Annotated in this window: 10 protein-coding genes; 5 read left to right on the forward strand and 5 right to left on the reverse strand. The window is 71.4% G+C overall.

The window, feature by feature from the left end; genetic code table 11:
- Positions 1-150 precede the first annotated feature (150 nt).
- Both QM728_RS13770 and QM728_RS13775 read right to left on the reverse strand, forming a co-directional pair.
- Positions 151-774 (reverse strand): TetR/AcrR family transcriptional regulator, encoded by a 624-nt coding sequence (locus QM728_RS13770; RefSeq protein ID WP_415032571.1) that lies wholly within the window; start codon positions 772-774, stop codon positions 151-153.
- 152 nt (positions 775-926) lie between these two features.
- Positions 927-2,096, reverse strand: coding sequence for a glycoside hydrolase family 3 N-terminal domain-containing protein (locus QM728_RS13775; protein ID WP_415032572.1), 1,170 nt, complete (start codon positions 2,094-2,096; stop codon positions 927-929).
- A gap of 45 nt (positions 2,097-2,141) precedes the next feature.
- Between QM728_RS13775 and QM728_RS13780 the strand changes: the two genes are divergently transcribed.
- Positions 2,142-2,342, forward strand: coding sequence for a DUF2613 family protein (locus QM728_RS13780; RefSeq protein ID WP_415032903.1), 201 nt, complete (start codon positions 2,142-2,144; stop codon positions 2,340-2,342).
- Entirely contained in the window at positions 2,339-6,682 is a 4,344-nt protein-coding gene (locus QM728_RS13785) for an alpha-(1->3)-arabinofuranosyltransferase (protein WP_415032904.1), read from the forward strand. Before QM728_RS13780 ends, QM728_RS13785 begins: the two co-directional genes overlap by 4 nt.
- Here the strand turns inward: QM728_RS13785 and QM728_RS13790 are convergent.
- A complete protein-coding gene (locus QM728_RS13790; RefSeq protein ID WP_415032573.1) occupies positions 6,618-7,778 on the reverse strand; it encodes an acyltransferase family protein in 1,161 nt (386 codons plus the stop codon). The genes QM728_RS13785 and QM728_RS13790 overlap by 65 nt on opposite strands.
- 105 nt (positions 7,779-7,883) lie before the next feature.
- Here QM728_RS13790 and QM728_RS13795 point away from each other — a divergent pair, with 105 nt between their 5' ends.
- Positions 7,884-8,969, forward strand: a complete 1,086-nt coding sequence (locus QM728_RS13795) for a DUF3068 domain-containing protein (protein WP_415032574.1) — start codon at positions 7,884-7,886, stop codon at positions 8,967-8,969.
- Here the strand turns inward: QM728_RS13795 and QM728_RS13800 are convergent.
- Positions 8,966-10,960 carry a TPM domain-containing protein gene (locus tag QM728_RS13800; RefSeq protein WP_415032575.1) on the reverse strand — a complete coding sequence of 665 codons (1,995 nt, stop codon included), beginning with the start codon at positions 10,958-10,960 and terminating at the stop codon, positions 8,966-8,968. The genes QM728_RS13795 and QM728_RS13800 overlap by 4 nt on opposite strands.
- Before the next feature lie 39 nt (positions 10,961-10,999).
- On the opposite strand from QM728_RS13800, the gene QM728_RS13805 reads away from it, so the two are divergent.
- Complete coding sequence (locus tag QM728_RS13805) at positions 11,000-12,463, forward strand: phytoene desaturase family protein (RefSeq protein ID WP_415032576.1); 1,464 nt, start codon at positions 11,000-11,002, stop codon at positions 12,461-12,463.
- A gap of 85 nt (positions 12,464-12,548) precedes the next feature.
- Here QM728_RS13805 and QM728_RS13810 read toward each other — a convergent pair whose 3' ends face one another.
- Positions 12,549-13,661 (reverse strand): DUF475 domain-containing protein, encoded by a 1,113-nt coding sequence (locus QM728_RS13810; protein ID WP_415032577.1) that lies wholly within the window; start codon positions 13,659-13,661, stop codon positions 12,549-12,551.
- A 71-nt stretch (positions 13,662-13,732) separates the two neighbouring features.
- Here QM728_RS13810 and QM728_RS13815 point away from each other — a divergent pair, with 71 nt between their 5' ends.
- A complete protein-coding gene (locus QM728_RS13815) occupies positions 13,733-16,282 on the forward strand; it encodes a LuxR C-terminal-related transcriptional regulator (protein WP_415032578.1) in 2,550 nt (849 codons plus the stop codon).
- The last annotated feature ends 3 nt before the right edge of the window (positions 16,283-16,285 follow it).

A 16,285-nucleotide genomic window follows, 5' to 3' on the forward strand; every position in this document is an offset into this window, starting at 1 on the left:
CGTCGACCGGCGCGGGGTTCTCTCGTCTCTCCGTCAGACTTTCGCCGAGTGGGCGGTGAATCTCGCCGAGTGGGCAGTCAAACACCGTCGAGTGGGCAGTCTAAGAACGCCGAGTGGGCGGTCAAACAACGCCGAGTGGGCGGTGAAGCGTCAGGCTTCGGCAGCGGCGGTGTCGTCGTGCACGCCGACGCCGCGCAGACCGCGCCAGACGATGCCGACGAGGAGCTCGGTGGCGGTCTCCAGGGAGACGTCGCCCTCGCTGATCCGGTCACCGACTGCTTCGGCGGCGCCCACGAGGGCAACGGCGGTGATCTCGAAGTCGACGCCCGTGGCGCCTTCGACGGTGGTGCCCTGCTCGATCAGGCCGGCGACCATCTCGATGACCCGTCGACGACTCTGGCGCACCAGGTCCGAGAAGCTCGCGGTCCCGACGGCCACGCGATAGAGCACGCGCCAGGACTCGGCGTTCTCGTGGACGAAGCGGAGGAACTCGCGCACGACCAGGCGCGCTTGCTCACGCTGGTGCAGGGCGGGATTGAAGCCGATTGACATCGCGTCGATGAACTTGGCCGACTCGCGCGCGATGCACGCACTGAACAGCTCTTCCTTCGAGCCGTAGTACAGGTACAGCATCGGTTTGCTGATCTTGGCTTCGGCGGCGATGGCGTCCATCGACGTCTCCGGGAATCCGTTGGCGGCGAACACCTTCACCGCGGCGTCGAGCATCTGCTGCTCGCGCACCGCGCGCGGTAACCGCTTCGTCCCACCGGCCAACGTCGACTCCTTGCCTCGGAGTCAAGTTTACCCGACTTTATTACCGACGAGTAAGTTAGGGGCCCACTCGGCGTGGTTTACCGCCCACTCGGCGGTGTTCGACCGCCCACTCGACGACGTTGGACCGCCCACTCGACGAGAAGGCGGGCGGGTCAGCAGCGCTTGAGCCGCTTGGCGGCCAGGATGCGGTTGACCGCGGCGTTGACGTGGTCCATCGACAGCTTGTTGTTCGCGACGGCCTTCTCGAGGGCGTCGAGGACGGCGGTGACCTTGTCGGTGGTCAGCCACAGCGCGATGTCGGACCCGGCGGCCAGCGCCATCGGCGCGGCCTGGGTGATCGGGTACTTCTCGGTGATCGCGGCCATGCCCGACAGGTCGTCGGAGAAGATCACGCCGTTGAACGCGGGACCGTTGTAGCCCTCGCCGGTGCGCAGCATCTGGATCGCGGCGGGGCTGATGCTCGCCGGGGTGTCCGGTCCGGTCAGTCCGGGCACGATCAGGTGCCCGACCATCGCGGCGGTGCCCTTCATCGGCAGCAGCGTGCGGAACGGGATGAGGTCGTTGTCGACCAGGTCCGACAGCGGCGGGGTCTTCACGGTGCCGGTGTGCGAATCGCCCGACCCGTGGCCGTGGCCGGGGAAGTGCTTGAACACCGGGAGGACGCCGGCGTCGCGCAGGCCCGCGGCGAACGCGCGACCGTAGCGGGCGACGGTGATCGGGTCGGCCGAGTACGACCGGTCGCCGATGACCGAGTCGGCCGGCTGATCGGAGACGTCGATGTCGGGCGCGAAGTCGACGGTGACGCCGAGGTTGCGCATCTTGACGCCGACGTCGTACGCGAGTTGGCGCACCTGGGTGGCGGACTTGGTCGACGCGAGTTCGCGCGCCGGCGGCAGGTCGATGCCGATCGACTTCAGCCGCGACACCCGGCCGCCCTCCATGTCGACCGACACCATGGTCGGCACCTTGCCGCTCGACAGCGACTTCGCCGCGCCCGACGTCAGGATCGACTTCTCGGTCCAGCTGCCGACGAAGATCCCGCCGATGCGCTCCTTCTTCACGACGGCCTTCGCGTCGGCGGCGTCCTTCACGCCGACCATCAGCATCTGGGCCAGCTTCTGGCGCGTCGACATCTTGCCCGCCTCGACGCTGATGCAGCCGGCGGCCAGCGGCACGGCCGACGACGACGGCGCCGCGGACGACGACGAGTAGGCGGGGACGGACGGGTAACCGGGATCGGCGGGCTTCTCCGTGGTCGTGCAGCCGCCGATCACCATCGCGCCGGCCGTCAGAACCGAGACAACGCCAACTGTTCTACGCATGTGCATGACGTCGAGTGTCCCATGTCGGATGGTAGTTTCGACGCCATGCTCAATAACCGCCTGGTCGCCGGTGCTGTCGCCGCAGCCATCGGCATCCTCGTCGGGGTTTTGGGCATCTTCGCGGCGGCCTGGATCGCCACCACTTCCAGCCCGGCCACCGACGCCAACAAGTTCAACCCGAACGACGGGTTTGTGCCCGGCAGCGTCGACTACGGCTCGCGCGGCGACGGCGGGGCGGCCAACTGAGTGGCGCCCCAACACAGGTTCTGACCCGACGCGGACTCGCGGGGATCTGCGCCGCGGCGCTCGTCCTGGCGTTCAGCCAGTCCCCCGGGCGCATCGCCGCCGACACCAAACTCGACCTCACGGCCAACCCGTGGGGCTTTCTGGCGCGCGCCGCGCACCTGTGGTCGCCGACCGCCCCACTCGGCCAGGTGCAGAACCAGGCCTACGGCTACTTCTTCCCGCACGGCGCCTTCTTCGCGCTCGGCGACCTGCTGCACCTGCCGCCGTGGATCACCCAGCGACTGTGGTGGGCGTTGCTGCTCGTCGTCGGCGTCGTCGGGATCGTGAAGCTGGCGCAGGCCCTCGGCATCGGCTCGCCCGGCTCCCGACTGCTGGCCGGCGCCGTCTTCGCGCTCAGCCCCCGCGTGCTCACCACCATCGGCTCGATCTCGTCGGAGACCCTCCCGATGATGCTCGCGCCCTGGGTTGTACTCGCCGTCGTCACCGGCCTCGCGTCGACGTCGACGCCGCTGTGGCGCCTGGGCCTGCGGGCCGCCGTCCCGATCGCGCTGATGGGCGCGGTGAACGCCGTGGCGACGATCGCCGCGACGGCCGTCGGCGTGTTGTGGTGGGCGCTCGCGTTCCGCGACGGTGATCGTCGACGCTGGGCCGGCTTCGGCGCCTGGTGGGCGCTGGGCGCACTGCTGGTGTGCGCGTGGTGGCTGATCCCCCTGGCGTTGATGTCGCGGGTGAGCCCGCCGTTCCTCGACTTCATCGAGTCGTCGCGCGTGACGACCCAGTGGTCGTCGCTGACCGAGGTGCTGCGCGGGACGAGCGCGTGGACGCCATTCGTCTCCCCCGAGCGCGTCGCCGGCGCGATCCTCGTGACGCAACCGGCCGCAGTCCTCGCGACCGGCGTGCTCGCCGCCGCCGGCCTGGCCGGGCTCACCATGTCGGCACTGCCCCATCGCCGACGACTCGTCGCCATCCTCGGCGTCGGCCTGGTCCTGATGTGCCTGGGCTACGCCGGCGAGTGGGGTTCGCCGATCGCCGAGCCCGTCCGCGTCTTCCTCGACGGCCCGGGCGCCCCGCTGCGCAATCTGCACAAGTTCGACCCGTTCCTGCGGATCCCGCTCGTGCTGGGCATCGCCCACCTCATCGCGCGGGTGCCGCTGCCCCCGACCGTGTCGGTGCGCGAAGCCCTCGCCGCCTTCGCACACCCGCAGCGCTCCCGCCCGATCGCGGCGACCATCGTGCTCCTCGTCGCGCTCCTCGGATCCGGGACGCTCGCGTGGACGGGCGGGCTCGCCGGCGACGCCACCTATCGCGGACTGCCGCAGCACTGGCGCGTCGCGGCGGCCTGGCTCGACGATCACCAGTCCGGGCCGCATCCGTCGCGCGCCCTCGTCGTGCCGGGCTCGCCGTTCGCCCAGCAGCTGTGGGGCACCACGCGCGACGAACCGATGCAGGCCCTCGCCGAGAAGCCGTGGGCCGTGCGCGACGCCATCCCGCTCGTGCCGCCCCCGGCGATCCGCGCGCTCGACGCGGTGCAGCGCGATGTCGCCGCCGGTCACGGGTCGGCACAGCTGGCGCCGATGCTCGCGCAGTTGGGGGTCGGGTACGTGGTGTTGCGCGCCGACCTCGATCCGCGGGAGTCGCGCTCGGCACGCCCGCTGCTGGCCCAGCAGGCGCTGGCGTCGTCGCCGGGGCTGCGGAAGGTCGCGCAGTTCGGCGATCCGGTCGCCCCGCGCGTCGTCAAGGGCGTGGTCGTCGACGACGGGCTGCGGCCGCCCCTGCCCGCCATCCAGATCTTCGCCGTCGGATCCCGCATCTTCGACGGCACCGGACCCGTCCTCGCCGACGTCGATGCGGTGCCGCGCGTGCTCGGCGGCCCGGAGGCGGCGCCACCCGGACGGCTGTCGATCCTCGGCGGTGCCGGCGGACCCGTCTGGGTGAGCGACACCCCGACCGACCGCGAGACCGACTTCGGCCGCGTCGACGACAACCGGTCGGCGATCCGCGCTCCGGGCGATCCGCGGCGCACAAAGAACGCGGTCGCCGACTATCCGGCCGGAGACCCCGATCCGCCGCGGGCCGTCGGACAGTGGCTCCTCGACAACGTCCCCGACGCGGTCCGCGTGCGCACCTCGTCGTCGGCGGCGGATGCGACGCAGCCGGGGCAGACCGCGCCGGGGCACTCGGCGGCGGCGGTGTTCGACGAGGACGACTCGACCTCGTGGGTCAGCGCCGGTCTCGACCACGCCGTCGGCCACTGGCTCTCGCTCGACTTCGCCAAGCCGCGCGCCAACCTGGCCGTCACCCTCACGACGGCGAAGGCGCTCGGCCCCGACGTCACCGGCATCCTCGTCACCACCGACACCGGCACCGCCGTCGCCCAGGGGATCAAGCCGGGCCAGCCCGTCACCGTCACCCTCCCGCCCGGCGCGACGGAGCAGGTCCAGATCCGGGCGACGCGGACCAAGAACGGCACGGCGGGCAACCAGTTCGCCCTCGCCGAGGTCGCGCTGACCGACCTGGCCAGCGGCCAGCCGCTGCGGGTGCGCCACCGCGTCGTACTGCCCGCGTTGCCCGCCGGTGCGACGGTCGCCGGCTGGTCGTTGCGGCAGGAGCAGGCCGGTCGCGGCGAGTGCGTGTCCGATGCCGCGACGGTGCGCTGCTCGCCCGGTCTCGGACTCGCGCCGGAGACCGTCGGGGCGTTCTCCCGGGTGCTGTCGGTGCCGGTCGCCGGACCGGTCGACGCGACGGTGACGCTGCGCCCGCGCACCGGCGACGCACTCAGCCGCCTGCTGCTGCAACCGGGCACGGTGGCCGCGTCCGGCGAGGGTGAGATCGCCGATCCGCGCGGGTCGGCCACGGCCGCCGTCGACGGCGACCCGGCGACCACGTGGATCGCACCGGAGGCCAGCGCCGACACGACGGCCTCCCCGCCCAGGGGTGCCAAGCGGCGCAAGCCGTCGAAGAACGCGAAGCAGGCGCGGCTGACGCTGCACCTGCCGGCGCCGCAGCGCGTCGAGAAGCTGGTCATCGGGAAACCGCGCGGCTATCCGGCCGCGCCCGTCGAGGTGGCGGTCGACTTGGGCAACGGGGAGCAGGTGCGACGGGTCGGCGCCGACGGGACGGTGGTGCTCGATCCGGCGGTCACCGATCGGATCGTGCTGACCGTCCGCCGGGCGTCGGATCTGATCAATGTGAACAACCTCGGGTTCGCCAAGCCCGCGCCGGTGGGGATCAGCGAGATAGGGATCGTGCCCGCTGCGCCGATGCCGGTACCGGGCGATGCACGTCCGGTGCAGGTTGGGTGCGACGCGGGGTTGTCGGTGAGCGTCTCCGGTCAGGTCGTGCCGCTGCGCGTCGATACGACGGTCGGCGCGCTGCGGTCGGGCTCGACGGTGACCGCGGTTCCGTGCGGGCCGGTCCAGTTGGGCGCGGGCGAGCAGGAGTTCACGGTCAACCCGGGCCAGGGCTTCTCCGTCGACGCCGTCGAGCTGCGAACTAAGGGGACTCGAACCCCTGACCCCTCGCCCGCGTCGAGCGAATTCGAGCGCAGCGACTCGGTGTATCGAGACCCCGCAACCCCACGCTGGGACGCGACCAACCGCTCGGTCCAGATCACCCCGCATCCGAAGGACCAGCTCCTCGCCATCCCGGAAAGCACCAACCCCGGCTGGCGAGCGCGCCTGAACGGCAAGGACCTCCAGACCCAGACCGTGAACGGCTGGCAGCAGGGCTGGATCATTCCCGCGAATACCAGCGGGACCGTCGACCTGACGTACCCCCTGGATCGGCCGTATCGCTGGGCGCTGGGAGTGGGGCTCGCCCTGATGGCGGCCGTGCTCGCGCTGGCAGCCTTCGACTGGCGGGGGTCTCGATACACCCGGGTCGGGATCTCGATACACCGAGTCGCTGCGCTCCTCGGCACTCGACCCAAGCCGCTCCCCGGGCACTCGACCACCCCCATTCGGTGGTCGAGTGCCGTCCGAGCTTGCGAGGACGGCGTATCGAGACCCCGCGCAGCCGAAGTCGCGACCGCAACGACAACCCTCGCCGCCTCCTGGCTCCTCGCCGGCTGGGCGGGCCTGACCGTCGCAGCCGCGACGGGTGCGGCCATGTGGTGGTGGAGCAACCAGGAGCGCTACCGAAGCGCTCCCGTCGTCGCGGCCTTCACGCTGTTCTTCGCCGCGGCGTGTGGCCTGGCCGCCGGACCGTGGAAGTCGCCGACGGGATACCACGGGTTTGACTGGTGGGTGCAGGGCCTGGCGCTCGCCGCGGTTGCCGTCACCGTGTGGCGGTCGGTTCTCGATCGCGCCGCACGGCCCACCGTCGCACCGGGTCCTCGATGAACGCGTAGCTCGCGGCGCCGATACCGATCGACAGCACCGCGGTGATCACCCACACCAGGACGAACGAGCCGCTGAACGGGATGATCCCGAACAGCCCGAACACCACCGACAGCACCGCGACGTGCCAGATGAAGATGCCGTACGACCACCGGCCCAGCGTCGTCATCACCGGCGACGCGAGGAAGCGGAACGGCCCGTCGGTCAGCGCCAGCGGGGCGAGCACGGCATACGCGGCGATCGCACCCAGCAGGATCTTCGTCGCGAACCGCGGAGCGCTCAGCTCGCCCATGCCGACGGGACCGGCCAGCGGGGTGCACGCCAGCCCATAGGCGACGACGACCACGGCCAGCATCACACCGCGCTTCTCCCCCAGCGCGCAGAACCGCTGCAGCGCGGGGGGCATCGGCGTCCCCGACGACCGCCACGCCACCAGCTCGGCGAGCAGCAGCCCCGCGACGAACCACGGCAGGTGCCCGATCAGCCAGTTCTGCGCCTCGACGCCGTCGGGTGCGGGGATCAGCGAGGCGATCGGCCCCCAGAGCAGTCCGACGGCCCCGATCCCCAGCACCCCGAGCACCCGCCACCGTGCCCGCTCGCCGCGCAACGACACCAGCAGCAGCGCCAACAGCGGGAGCACCGCGTAGAACAGGACCTCGACCGACAGGCTCCACATCTGGGTGAGACCGGCCGTCAGCGACAGCGGCACGAACACCTGCGTCAGCGTCAGGTTGGCCAGCCACACGACGGGGTCGGACGTCTTGGCCTCGGGCAGCAGCGTCAGCACGACGACGACCACCACGAGGTACGCCGGCCAGATGCGCCAGAAGCGGTGGCGGGCGTAGCGGGCCAGCGACGGCTCGGGCCCGAGCCCCCACGCCGCTGCGGCGTGCGGCTGCCACAGCAGGAAGCCCGACAACGCGAAGAACAGCGCGACCGCCAGATCCAACCGACCGAGGACCGGGCCGGCGACGGGCCACACGACCGCACCGGTCTGGAACGCCACGTGCGTGGTGAGCACGCCCAGCGCGGCGACCGCGCGCATGCCCTCCATCTGCGGGTAGTAGCGGCGCGTCCCGGCGTCGGTCGTTGCTGTCATGACCCGCGCCAATCTACCGGCGTTGGCATGTTCGGCTCGCGGGGTCTCGATACACCAACTCGCTTCGCTCGTCGGCACTCGACCACCACAGGTACGCTCGCGACCGTGCCCGACGCCCAGACCAGCAGGTGGTCCACCCGCCAGCTCCTGCCCCCGACGCTGGTCTTCCTGGCCGCGCTGTTGGCGACGGTCGCGATCGCCTCGCCCCTGTTTCTCGCGCCGCAATTGGCCCGCGTCTCCCTCGACACCAGCCTGGTCGCGATCTCGACGTCGACCGAGCCCATCGCGACACTCGACCGCTGCTCGCTCGACCGGCCCAGAGCGGCCATGCTGGCGCCGGGCAAGCTGATCCGCAGCCAGCGCGTGGTCGCCGTCCGACCGGCCGACCGCCACATCGCCACCCTGCAGGCGGGCACCGTGATCCGCCGCGACGACAACGCGACCGGCTGCGCCGACCCGGTCCAACTCGCCGTCGTCGACCGCGTCACCGTCCGCCGCACGACAGCCGCCCCGACGGGCGAGTCGAGCATCCAGACCGACTCGAACCGGCCCGCCGTCGTCCTGCCCCAGCGCGACGGCGTCACCTACCTGTTCGCCCCCGGCTTCAACCCCGACGGTCAGCGCTTCTTCGACCCGATCACGCGTCGCACCGTCGACCTCAACAAGCTCGGCCGCGACACCGTCGCCGGGCGGTCGGTCACCAAGCTGCGCGCCGACATCCCCGACACCGACCTCGCCGCCCTCCCCGACGCCGATCCGCGCACTCGGATCGTCAAACCCGGATCGTGGTTCGGTTGGCCGGGCGCCAGCGTCGAAGCGCACGCGTTTCAGGGCGGGAGCTACACGCTCTCTGTCGACGAGCAGTCGGGGCTGATCATCGACGCCCAGATCGTCGTGCACCGCGATTACCGCGCCGGAGACCGCAGGCTCAGCTCATTCGCCGCGACGTTCCGCTACGACGCGAAGACCCGGGAATCGCTCGCCGATGCGGCCCGCTCGCAGGCGCGACCGGGCTGGCTGGCGGGGCGGATCATCCCGCTGCTCGCCGCGCTGGGTGCGCTCGTCGCCGCCGCAGGTGCGTGGGCGCTGCGCCGATCGGCCGGCGACCAACCGTTGCCCCTCGACGAGGCACGCAGCCTCCAGGGTTCCGGGTGGGTCGGATCCCTCGACGAGGTGCGCGAAACGCGCTAGAACCGACCGCCCGTACCGATCCGGCCCGAGCTCGACGAGCCGCCGTAGGAACCCGGCGAGCGACCGTCGTAGGTGTAGCCGCCCTGGTTGCCGCGACCGGCGGTGCCGCGCAGGAAGCTGTCGACGAGGACGCCGGACAGGACCGCGCCGATCGCGGACGGGTCGCTGCCGGGGTTGGTCGGCTGCTCGACGGCCTGCCAGTCGACGACGTCGGCCTGCGCGCTCATCAACGCCTCGTCGGCGAGCGCTCCGGCGCGCCGCGCCTCGTCGACGGCCTCGCTCGCCTGCTTGGCCGGCCGGTCCCGGGCGGACTTGAGCAGTCGCTGCGCTTCGGTCAGGCGGGTGCGCGCCTCCGACTGCACGGCACCGCGGCGGGTGTCGATGAAGTCGCGGGCGAACTCCACCTTCGACGCGGCGGCGGTCTCGGTCTGCTCGCGCAGTTCGACGGTCCGCTTGCGCTTCTTGGTCTGGGCGCGGGCGGCGTCGAGTTCGCGGTCGAGGACGGCGTCGGTCTCGACGAGTGTCGTGAAGGAGCCGAGTGGGTCGCTCTCGGTGTTGGCGGCGGCGTAGTCGAGCGCTGCCTGCGCCTCGGCGACGGCGTCGTCGAGGGCGGGCGACGAGTCGAGCTTGCCCGCCGCCTTGATCTCGGCCTTCACCTCGTCGATGAGGGCGGGCAGTCGGACGCCCGCCGCGGCGATCGCACCGTCGGCGTTGGCGACGGCATCGAGCAGCTTGCCGGCCTGCGCGACGGCACCCTCGGCGGCGCGGATGGCGGCGACGGCGGCGCCCTGCTGGCCGGCGGGAGCGGCCGTGGCGACGCGGCCGTCGTCGATGTTCTCCTCGGCAAAGGCGATCTGCTTCTCGGCCAGCTCGACGTTGTGCGAGACGGATTGGACGCGGTCCTCGCCGTGCTTGGCGATGAGGGAGCCGAGCATGCTCTCGGCGGCGTCGGCGCGGGTCTTGAGGTCGACGACGCTGCGGGTGAGGCCGTCGAGGCGCTCAGGCGCGTTCAGCAGCAGGTTGCGCATCTCGTCGAACTCGCGGACCTGCTCGTCGAGGCTGGCGTCGACGTCGTGGCAGGTGGTGATGATCTGCACGAGCATCGAGCGCTGCTCGTCGGCGGATTCCTCGATGTCGTCGTCGAGGCGTTGGCGCAGCACGAAGGAGTCGGCCATGTTCTTCTTCGCCGACTCGACGGCGTCGCGGAAGGGCTTGGTCTGCGCGTCGCCGAACTCGTCGACGGCCAGCTGCAGTTCTTCGGCGCTGGTGCGGACGGCGTTGTCGGTGTCGGTGAGGATCTCGCGCGACCAGTCATCGAGGACGTCGAGGGACTGGGTGGCGAGCTGGTCGACGGTGAGCTCGTCGGAGGCGGTGCGCAGCGACTCCAGGCGCGCCTTGGCCTCCTCCTCGCGCTTGCGCCGCGAGTAGAGGTAGGCGCCGCCGCCGGCGAGGGCCGCGGTGCCGCCGACGCCGGTGGCGACGTAGGCGAGCGTCCGCGACGGGGAGAGCGCCTTGTCGATGCCGCGCGCGGCGCTGATGCCGGCGGCGCCCCACTCGCCCTTCTTGAGCTTCGGCTCGACGTCTTTGGCGCCGATCTCGTCGATCTTCGACTGACCGAGGACCTCCGGCGTCGACAAGTAGTAGCGGCGCGAGTCGGTGGCGATGGCCAGCAGGACGTCGCGGGCGGTGAACTCGCTGTTCTCGACGACCTGCTTGGCCCACTGGTCGGCCTTGAGGTTGTCGAAGGTCTTCACATAGACCACCCAGAGGCTGACGCCGCGCTGCTCGTAGAGCTTGTCGATCGCGGTCTGCAGCTTGGCGCGGTCGTCATCGCTGATGACCTGCGCGGCGTCGTGGATCTGCATCTGCTCGGGCAGGTTCATCGGGGGCTCGGCGTGGGCGGCCCCGGCCGCGACGAAACTATGGAAGGCCGACGCGAACAGGACGACGGCGACGGCCAACTGTCGAAGGATCACGCGCGCGAAAGCCATGGACTCCAATCTAGCGGCTGTGCGTGCGATAGTGACGCCATGCGGAGGTCGGGATCGGGGCGTGGCGCGGCGCGATGGGACGCCGTCGTCGTCGGGTCCGGGCCGAACGGGCTGACCGCGGCGACCAAGCTCGCGCGCGCCGGGCGGTCGGTGCTGGTCATCGAGGCCGACGACACCGTCGGCGGCGGTATGCGATCTGCCGACATCTTCGGCGCGGGCACCGTGCACGACGTCTGTTCGGCGGTCCATCCGCTGGGCCGGGTCTCGCCCGCGTTCGCCGAGTTCGACCTGGCGGCGCACGGGCTGCGCTGGGTGACGCCCGAGGTGTCGTTGGCGCACGTCTTCGACGCGCAGCGGGCCGTCGCGGTGTATCGCGAGCTGGCTGCGACGACGGCGGGGCTCGGCGGCGACGGTCGGGCGTGGCGACGGTTGGTGGGCGTCGACTCGTCGACGCTGCCGATGCTGATCGATTCGGTCCTGCGTCCGCTGGGGATTCCGCGTCATCCGATGGTGATGGCGCGGTTCGGGCTGAAGGCGCTGCGGTCGGTCGACGGGTTCACCGGGGCCTTCGACGACGAGGGCACGCGCACGCTGTTCGCCGGCGTCGCCGCCCATGCGATCCGGCCGCTGTCGGCGGCCGCGTCGACGGGACCCGGGCTGCTGCTGTTGGCGCCCGCGTCGGTGACCGGATGGCCGATCGCCGAGGGCGGGTCGCAGGCGATCGCCGACGCGCTGGTGTCGTGTCTGCGGGAGGCGGGCGGCCAGGTGCAGACCGGGTGGCGGGTGCGCTCCTTCGACGAGCTGCCCGTCGCGCGGCAGTACTACTTCGACACGTCGACGAGCGATGCCGCGGCGATCCTGGGGGACCGGCTGCCGCGCCGGATGCGACGGCGATACGAGCGCTGGCGCTTCGGGCCCGGGGTCTGCAAGGTCGACTTCGTGTTGTCGGAGCCGATTCCGTGGCGCTCGGCGCTGCCCACCCGGACCGCGACCGTGCACGTCGCGGAGGGCTACCGACAGATCGCCGACGTCGAGGCGGCCGTCGCGCGCGGCGAGCACCCCGAGCGGCCGTGGTTGTTGGCGGGCGAGCCGACGCGGATCGATCCGTCGCGCGCGGGCGGCACCGGGCGGCACATCGCGTGGGCGTACTGCCACGTGCCGAACGGGTCGACGCGGGACATGGGTGCGGCGATGACCGCGGAGATCGAGCGGTGTGCGCCGGGGTTCCGCGACGTGATCGTCGAGTCGAAGGTGGTCACGGCCGCCGAACTCGGCGAGCATGAGCCGAACTTCGTCGGCGGGGACATCGGGTCGGGCGCCGCGTCGCTGTGGCAGGTCCTGGCGCGGCCGCGGTTGTCGGCGAATCTCGTCAACCCGAATCCGTATGCGACCGGCGTGCCCGGCGTGCCCGGCGTGTACCTCTGCTCATCGGCGACCGCGCCCGGCGGCGGCGTGCACGGCATGAGTGGCTATCGCGCCGCGGAGTTCGGGCTGTCGGCCTAGATTCTCCGCTCGCGCGAGGGGGTTGCCGTCGCGCGTCGACAATCGTGCCCGCGCGATGACAATCCGCACGCGGGACTAGACCGATTCACGAATCAACGGCCTCGGGGGCCGCAGCGACGTTGCGCTTGCGGTAGCGGATGCTCCACAGGTACGACGCCAGGATGATGAACACGCCCGTGAGACCGGTGACGACCTCGGGGATGTGGACGCCGATCGAGACCAGCAACATGATGGCGAGCGCACCGATCGCCCAGTGCGCGCCGTGCTCGAGGTAGACGTAGTCGTCGAGGGTGCCGCGGCGGACCATGTACACGGTCAGCGAGCGGACGAACATCGCGCCGATGAGGCCGAGGCCCAGGGCGATGATGATGGGGTCGGCGGTGATCGCGAAGGCGCCGATGACGCCGTCGAAGGAGAAGGACGCGTCGAGGACCTCGAGGTAGAGGAACAGCATGAACGCGGCACGGCCCGTCGCCTTCATGATCGGACCGGGGCCGTCGTGCGACTGGGCGGGCTCCTCGTCGTCGTCCTCCTCGGTCTCGATGTGGAAGTAGTTGCTGAGACCGTTCACCAGGAGGTAGGTCAGCAGGCCGAGGATGCCGGCGATCATGACCGGGTGCTCCTCGCGGGCGTCGGCGAAGATGAACACGGTGGCGAGCAGGACGATCAGGGCGGCGATCACCGACGCCTGGTCGAGGCGACCGGCGCGGATGAGGGGCTTCTCGATCCAGCTGAGCCAGGTGCGGTCCTGGCGGTTGAGGATGAAGTCGAGGAAGAGCATCAACAGGAACATCCCGCCGAAGGCGGCGATCTGCGGGTGTGCGGCGGTGACGAGCTGCTCGTAGGTCTTGCTGCCGTCGGTCGGCGGGTTGAGCGCGAGGCGCAGGCCTTCGATCGGGCCGAGGCGCGGGCTGGTGGTGGCCCACACGATCGCCAGCGGGAACACCAGGCGCATGCCGAAGACGGCGATGAGGATGCCGATGGTCAGGAACATCCGCTGCCAGAACAGGCTCATCTTGCGCAGGATCGAGGCGTTGATGACCGCGTTGTCGAAGGAGAGCGAGACTTCGAGGATGCCCAGGACCACGACGAGGAACAGCGCGCGGGCCGCACCCATCTGCGAGGTTCCGCCGTACAGGTAGGCCGCGACGAGGGCTGCGAGGGTCACAGCCACTGACAGGCCGAAGATGCGGATCACGGTGTCATTGTCGCAGGGCTTGTCGAGCGGACCTCCCGCGGCGTCCGGCAATCAGACTTACTATCCATTCAATGCCTTCGCGATGGCCCCTGGTGGGGAGGGCGAGCGAGGTCGCCCAGGTGCAGAGCGGACTTGATGAGGGGGTCCGCACCGTCGTGGTGTCCGGACCCGCCGGCATCGGAAAGACCCGCCTGGTCGCCGAGGCCACCGCCGACCTCGCCAACACCCGCTGGGTCCGCGGCAGCATCTCGGCGGGCACGGTTCCGCTTGGCGCGTACGCCGAGTACATCAGCGGCGACGAGGTCGATCCCGCCCTCCGCATCGGTCAGCTCATCGGTGCGATGTCGTCGCCGCCCGGCGAGGCGGTGGTCGTCGTCGACGACGTCCAGGCCCTCGACCCGCTGTCCATCGTCGTCACGCAAGCCCTGGCGCTGTCCGACGCGGTTCGCGTCGTCCTGATCTGGCGTTCGGAGGAGCCGCTCAGCCCCGAGCTGACACCGCTGCTCCGCGTCGACGGCCTGACCCGCGTCGACCTCGCTCCCCTGTCCCGCGAATCGGTCGAGGAGCTCTCGCGCGACCTTCTCGACGACGACCTCGGCGACCAAGGCCTCAACGAACTCTGGCGCCTCACCGAGGGCAATCCGCTGTTCGTCACGTCGCTGCTCGCCAATCCCTCGGCAGCCGCCTGCCGGCTCGCGGGCGGCGACGGTGAGCTGCCACCGACGCTCGTTGGCGTGCTCGACGCCCGGCTGCGCGACCTGCCCGACGACATCCTCGACGTGCTCGACGTCGTGGCGCTCGCCGAACCGGTGCCGCTGTCCGTCGTCGCCGACCTGACGAGTCCCGAAGCCCTGGAAGCCGCCGAAACCGCCCACGTCGTCACCGTCGACGCCCAGCGCCGCACGACCGGCGATGCCGACGTGTGGCTGACGCACCCGCTGTACGGCGAAGTCCGTCTCGCGAGGCTTTCCGAGTCACGACAGCGGCGCCTGCGGACCCGACTCGTCGAGGCGCTCGGCAACGTCAAGCACCCCGACGTCCAGGACCGCGTGAAGCGGGCCGTGCTGGCCGGCCGCGCCGATGCCACGCCCGTCCGCGGCGAGGTGCTTGGCGACGGCGCGGTCGCCGCGATGGGACTGGCCGCGCTGCCGCTGGCGATCGAGCTGGCCACGCAGGTCGGTCCGGGCGAGCAGCTGCCGAGCGCGCAGCTGACCGCCGCGCACGCCATGACCGTGCTCGGCGACGCCGACGGCGCGGAGGACATGTATGCGCGCATCGACGTCGCCAAACTGAGCCCGGCCCAGTGGGAATCGCTGCTGGTGTTGGAGGCCTATACGCGCCTGTGGACCCGCAACGACGCCGACGGTGCGGCGGCGATTGTGCAGCGGGCGCGATCCGCAGACGCCGGAACCGCGGCCCTCGCCGCCGACGGCATGTTGCTCACCGCCGCCGGCAAGCCGGTCGAGGCGCTGAAGGTCATCGCGGAGTTCCACTCGACGGCGCCGCAGAGCGAACAGGCCCGCATCACCGTCGACTGGGCAGAGTTGACCGCGCTGGCCGAGACGGGTCGACTGCCCGAACTCGAGGACGCCGTGCGACGCGGCGCCGTGCTCGCCGAGACGTCGGCGCTCATCGCCTACTGGCGGTTGACGCTGGCCCTGCCGCACCTGCGCGGACTGAAGCTGGCCGGCGACCCCGAGCGCGTGCAGCAGGTCTGGCGCTCCGTCCAGACGCAGGTGCCGCCGCAGCCCGGCGCGGTGACCGGTTGGTTGACCGGCTTTGCCGGCGTCGCCGCGAGCGCGCGCGGCGAACTGGAGACGGCGGGAGCGCTGCTCGACGATGCACTCGCCACCTTTGACGACGTCGACGCGGGGCCGGAGATGTGGTTCAGCTTCGCCCTCGAGCGCGCCGAGGTCGCGGCACAGGTCGGCGACCGTGAGCGCCTCGGCGAGCTGCTGGAACGGCTCAGCACCGGCGAGCACGACGGTTACGCGTCGATGCGTCCGCAGTGGCAGGCCATCGCCGCCTGGGCGGACGCGCTCGACGGTGCGACGTCGGCGGCGATCACCGAGGCCCTCGATGCGGCCGCCCTCGCGAAGAAGGCCGACCAAGCGGCGTACGAGGTCTACTGCCTGCAGACGGCCGCGCGGTTCGGGTCGGCGTGTGTCGCCGAGCGGCTGGCCGCGCTTGCCCGGCAGCTGCCCCATCTTCCGAGGGCGCAGACGGCCGCGGTCCACGCTGCCGCGCTGGCCGCCGGCGACGCCGCCGCGCTGATGGCGGCAAGCGAGGAGTACGAGCGCTACGGCGACCTCGTCGGTGCCGCGGACGCCGCCGCCCAGGCCGCCGCGGCCTATCGGCGCGAGGGCAGATCGGGCTCCGCACTCACCGCTGCCGAGCGCATGCGAGCACTGGCCGGACGGACCGGCGCCCAGACCCCGGCGATGGCCGCGGCCGTCGACGACGACGGGCTCACCGACCGTCAGCGCGAGATCGTCCGGCTGGCCGCGAAGGGATTGTCGAACAAGGAGATCGCCGAGCGCCTCGTCGTCTCCGTGCGAACGGTCGAAGGGCACGTCTACCGGGCGTCGCAGATCCTGGGCGCCCCGGTACGCGGGACGTAGCGG

The sequence above is a fragment of the Gordonia sp. (in: high G+C Gram-positive bacteria) genome (genome assembly GCF_047602025.1).
Classification (GTDB): Bacteria; Actinomycetota; Actinomycetes; order Mycobacteriales; family Mycobacteriaceae; genus Gordonia.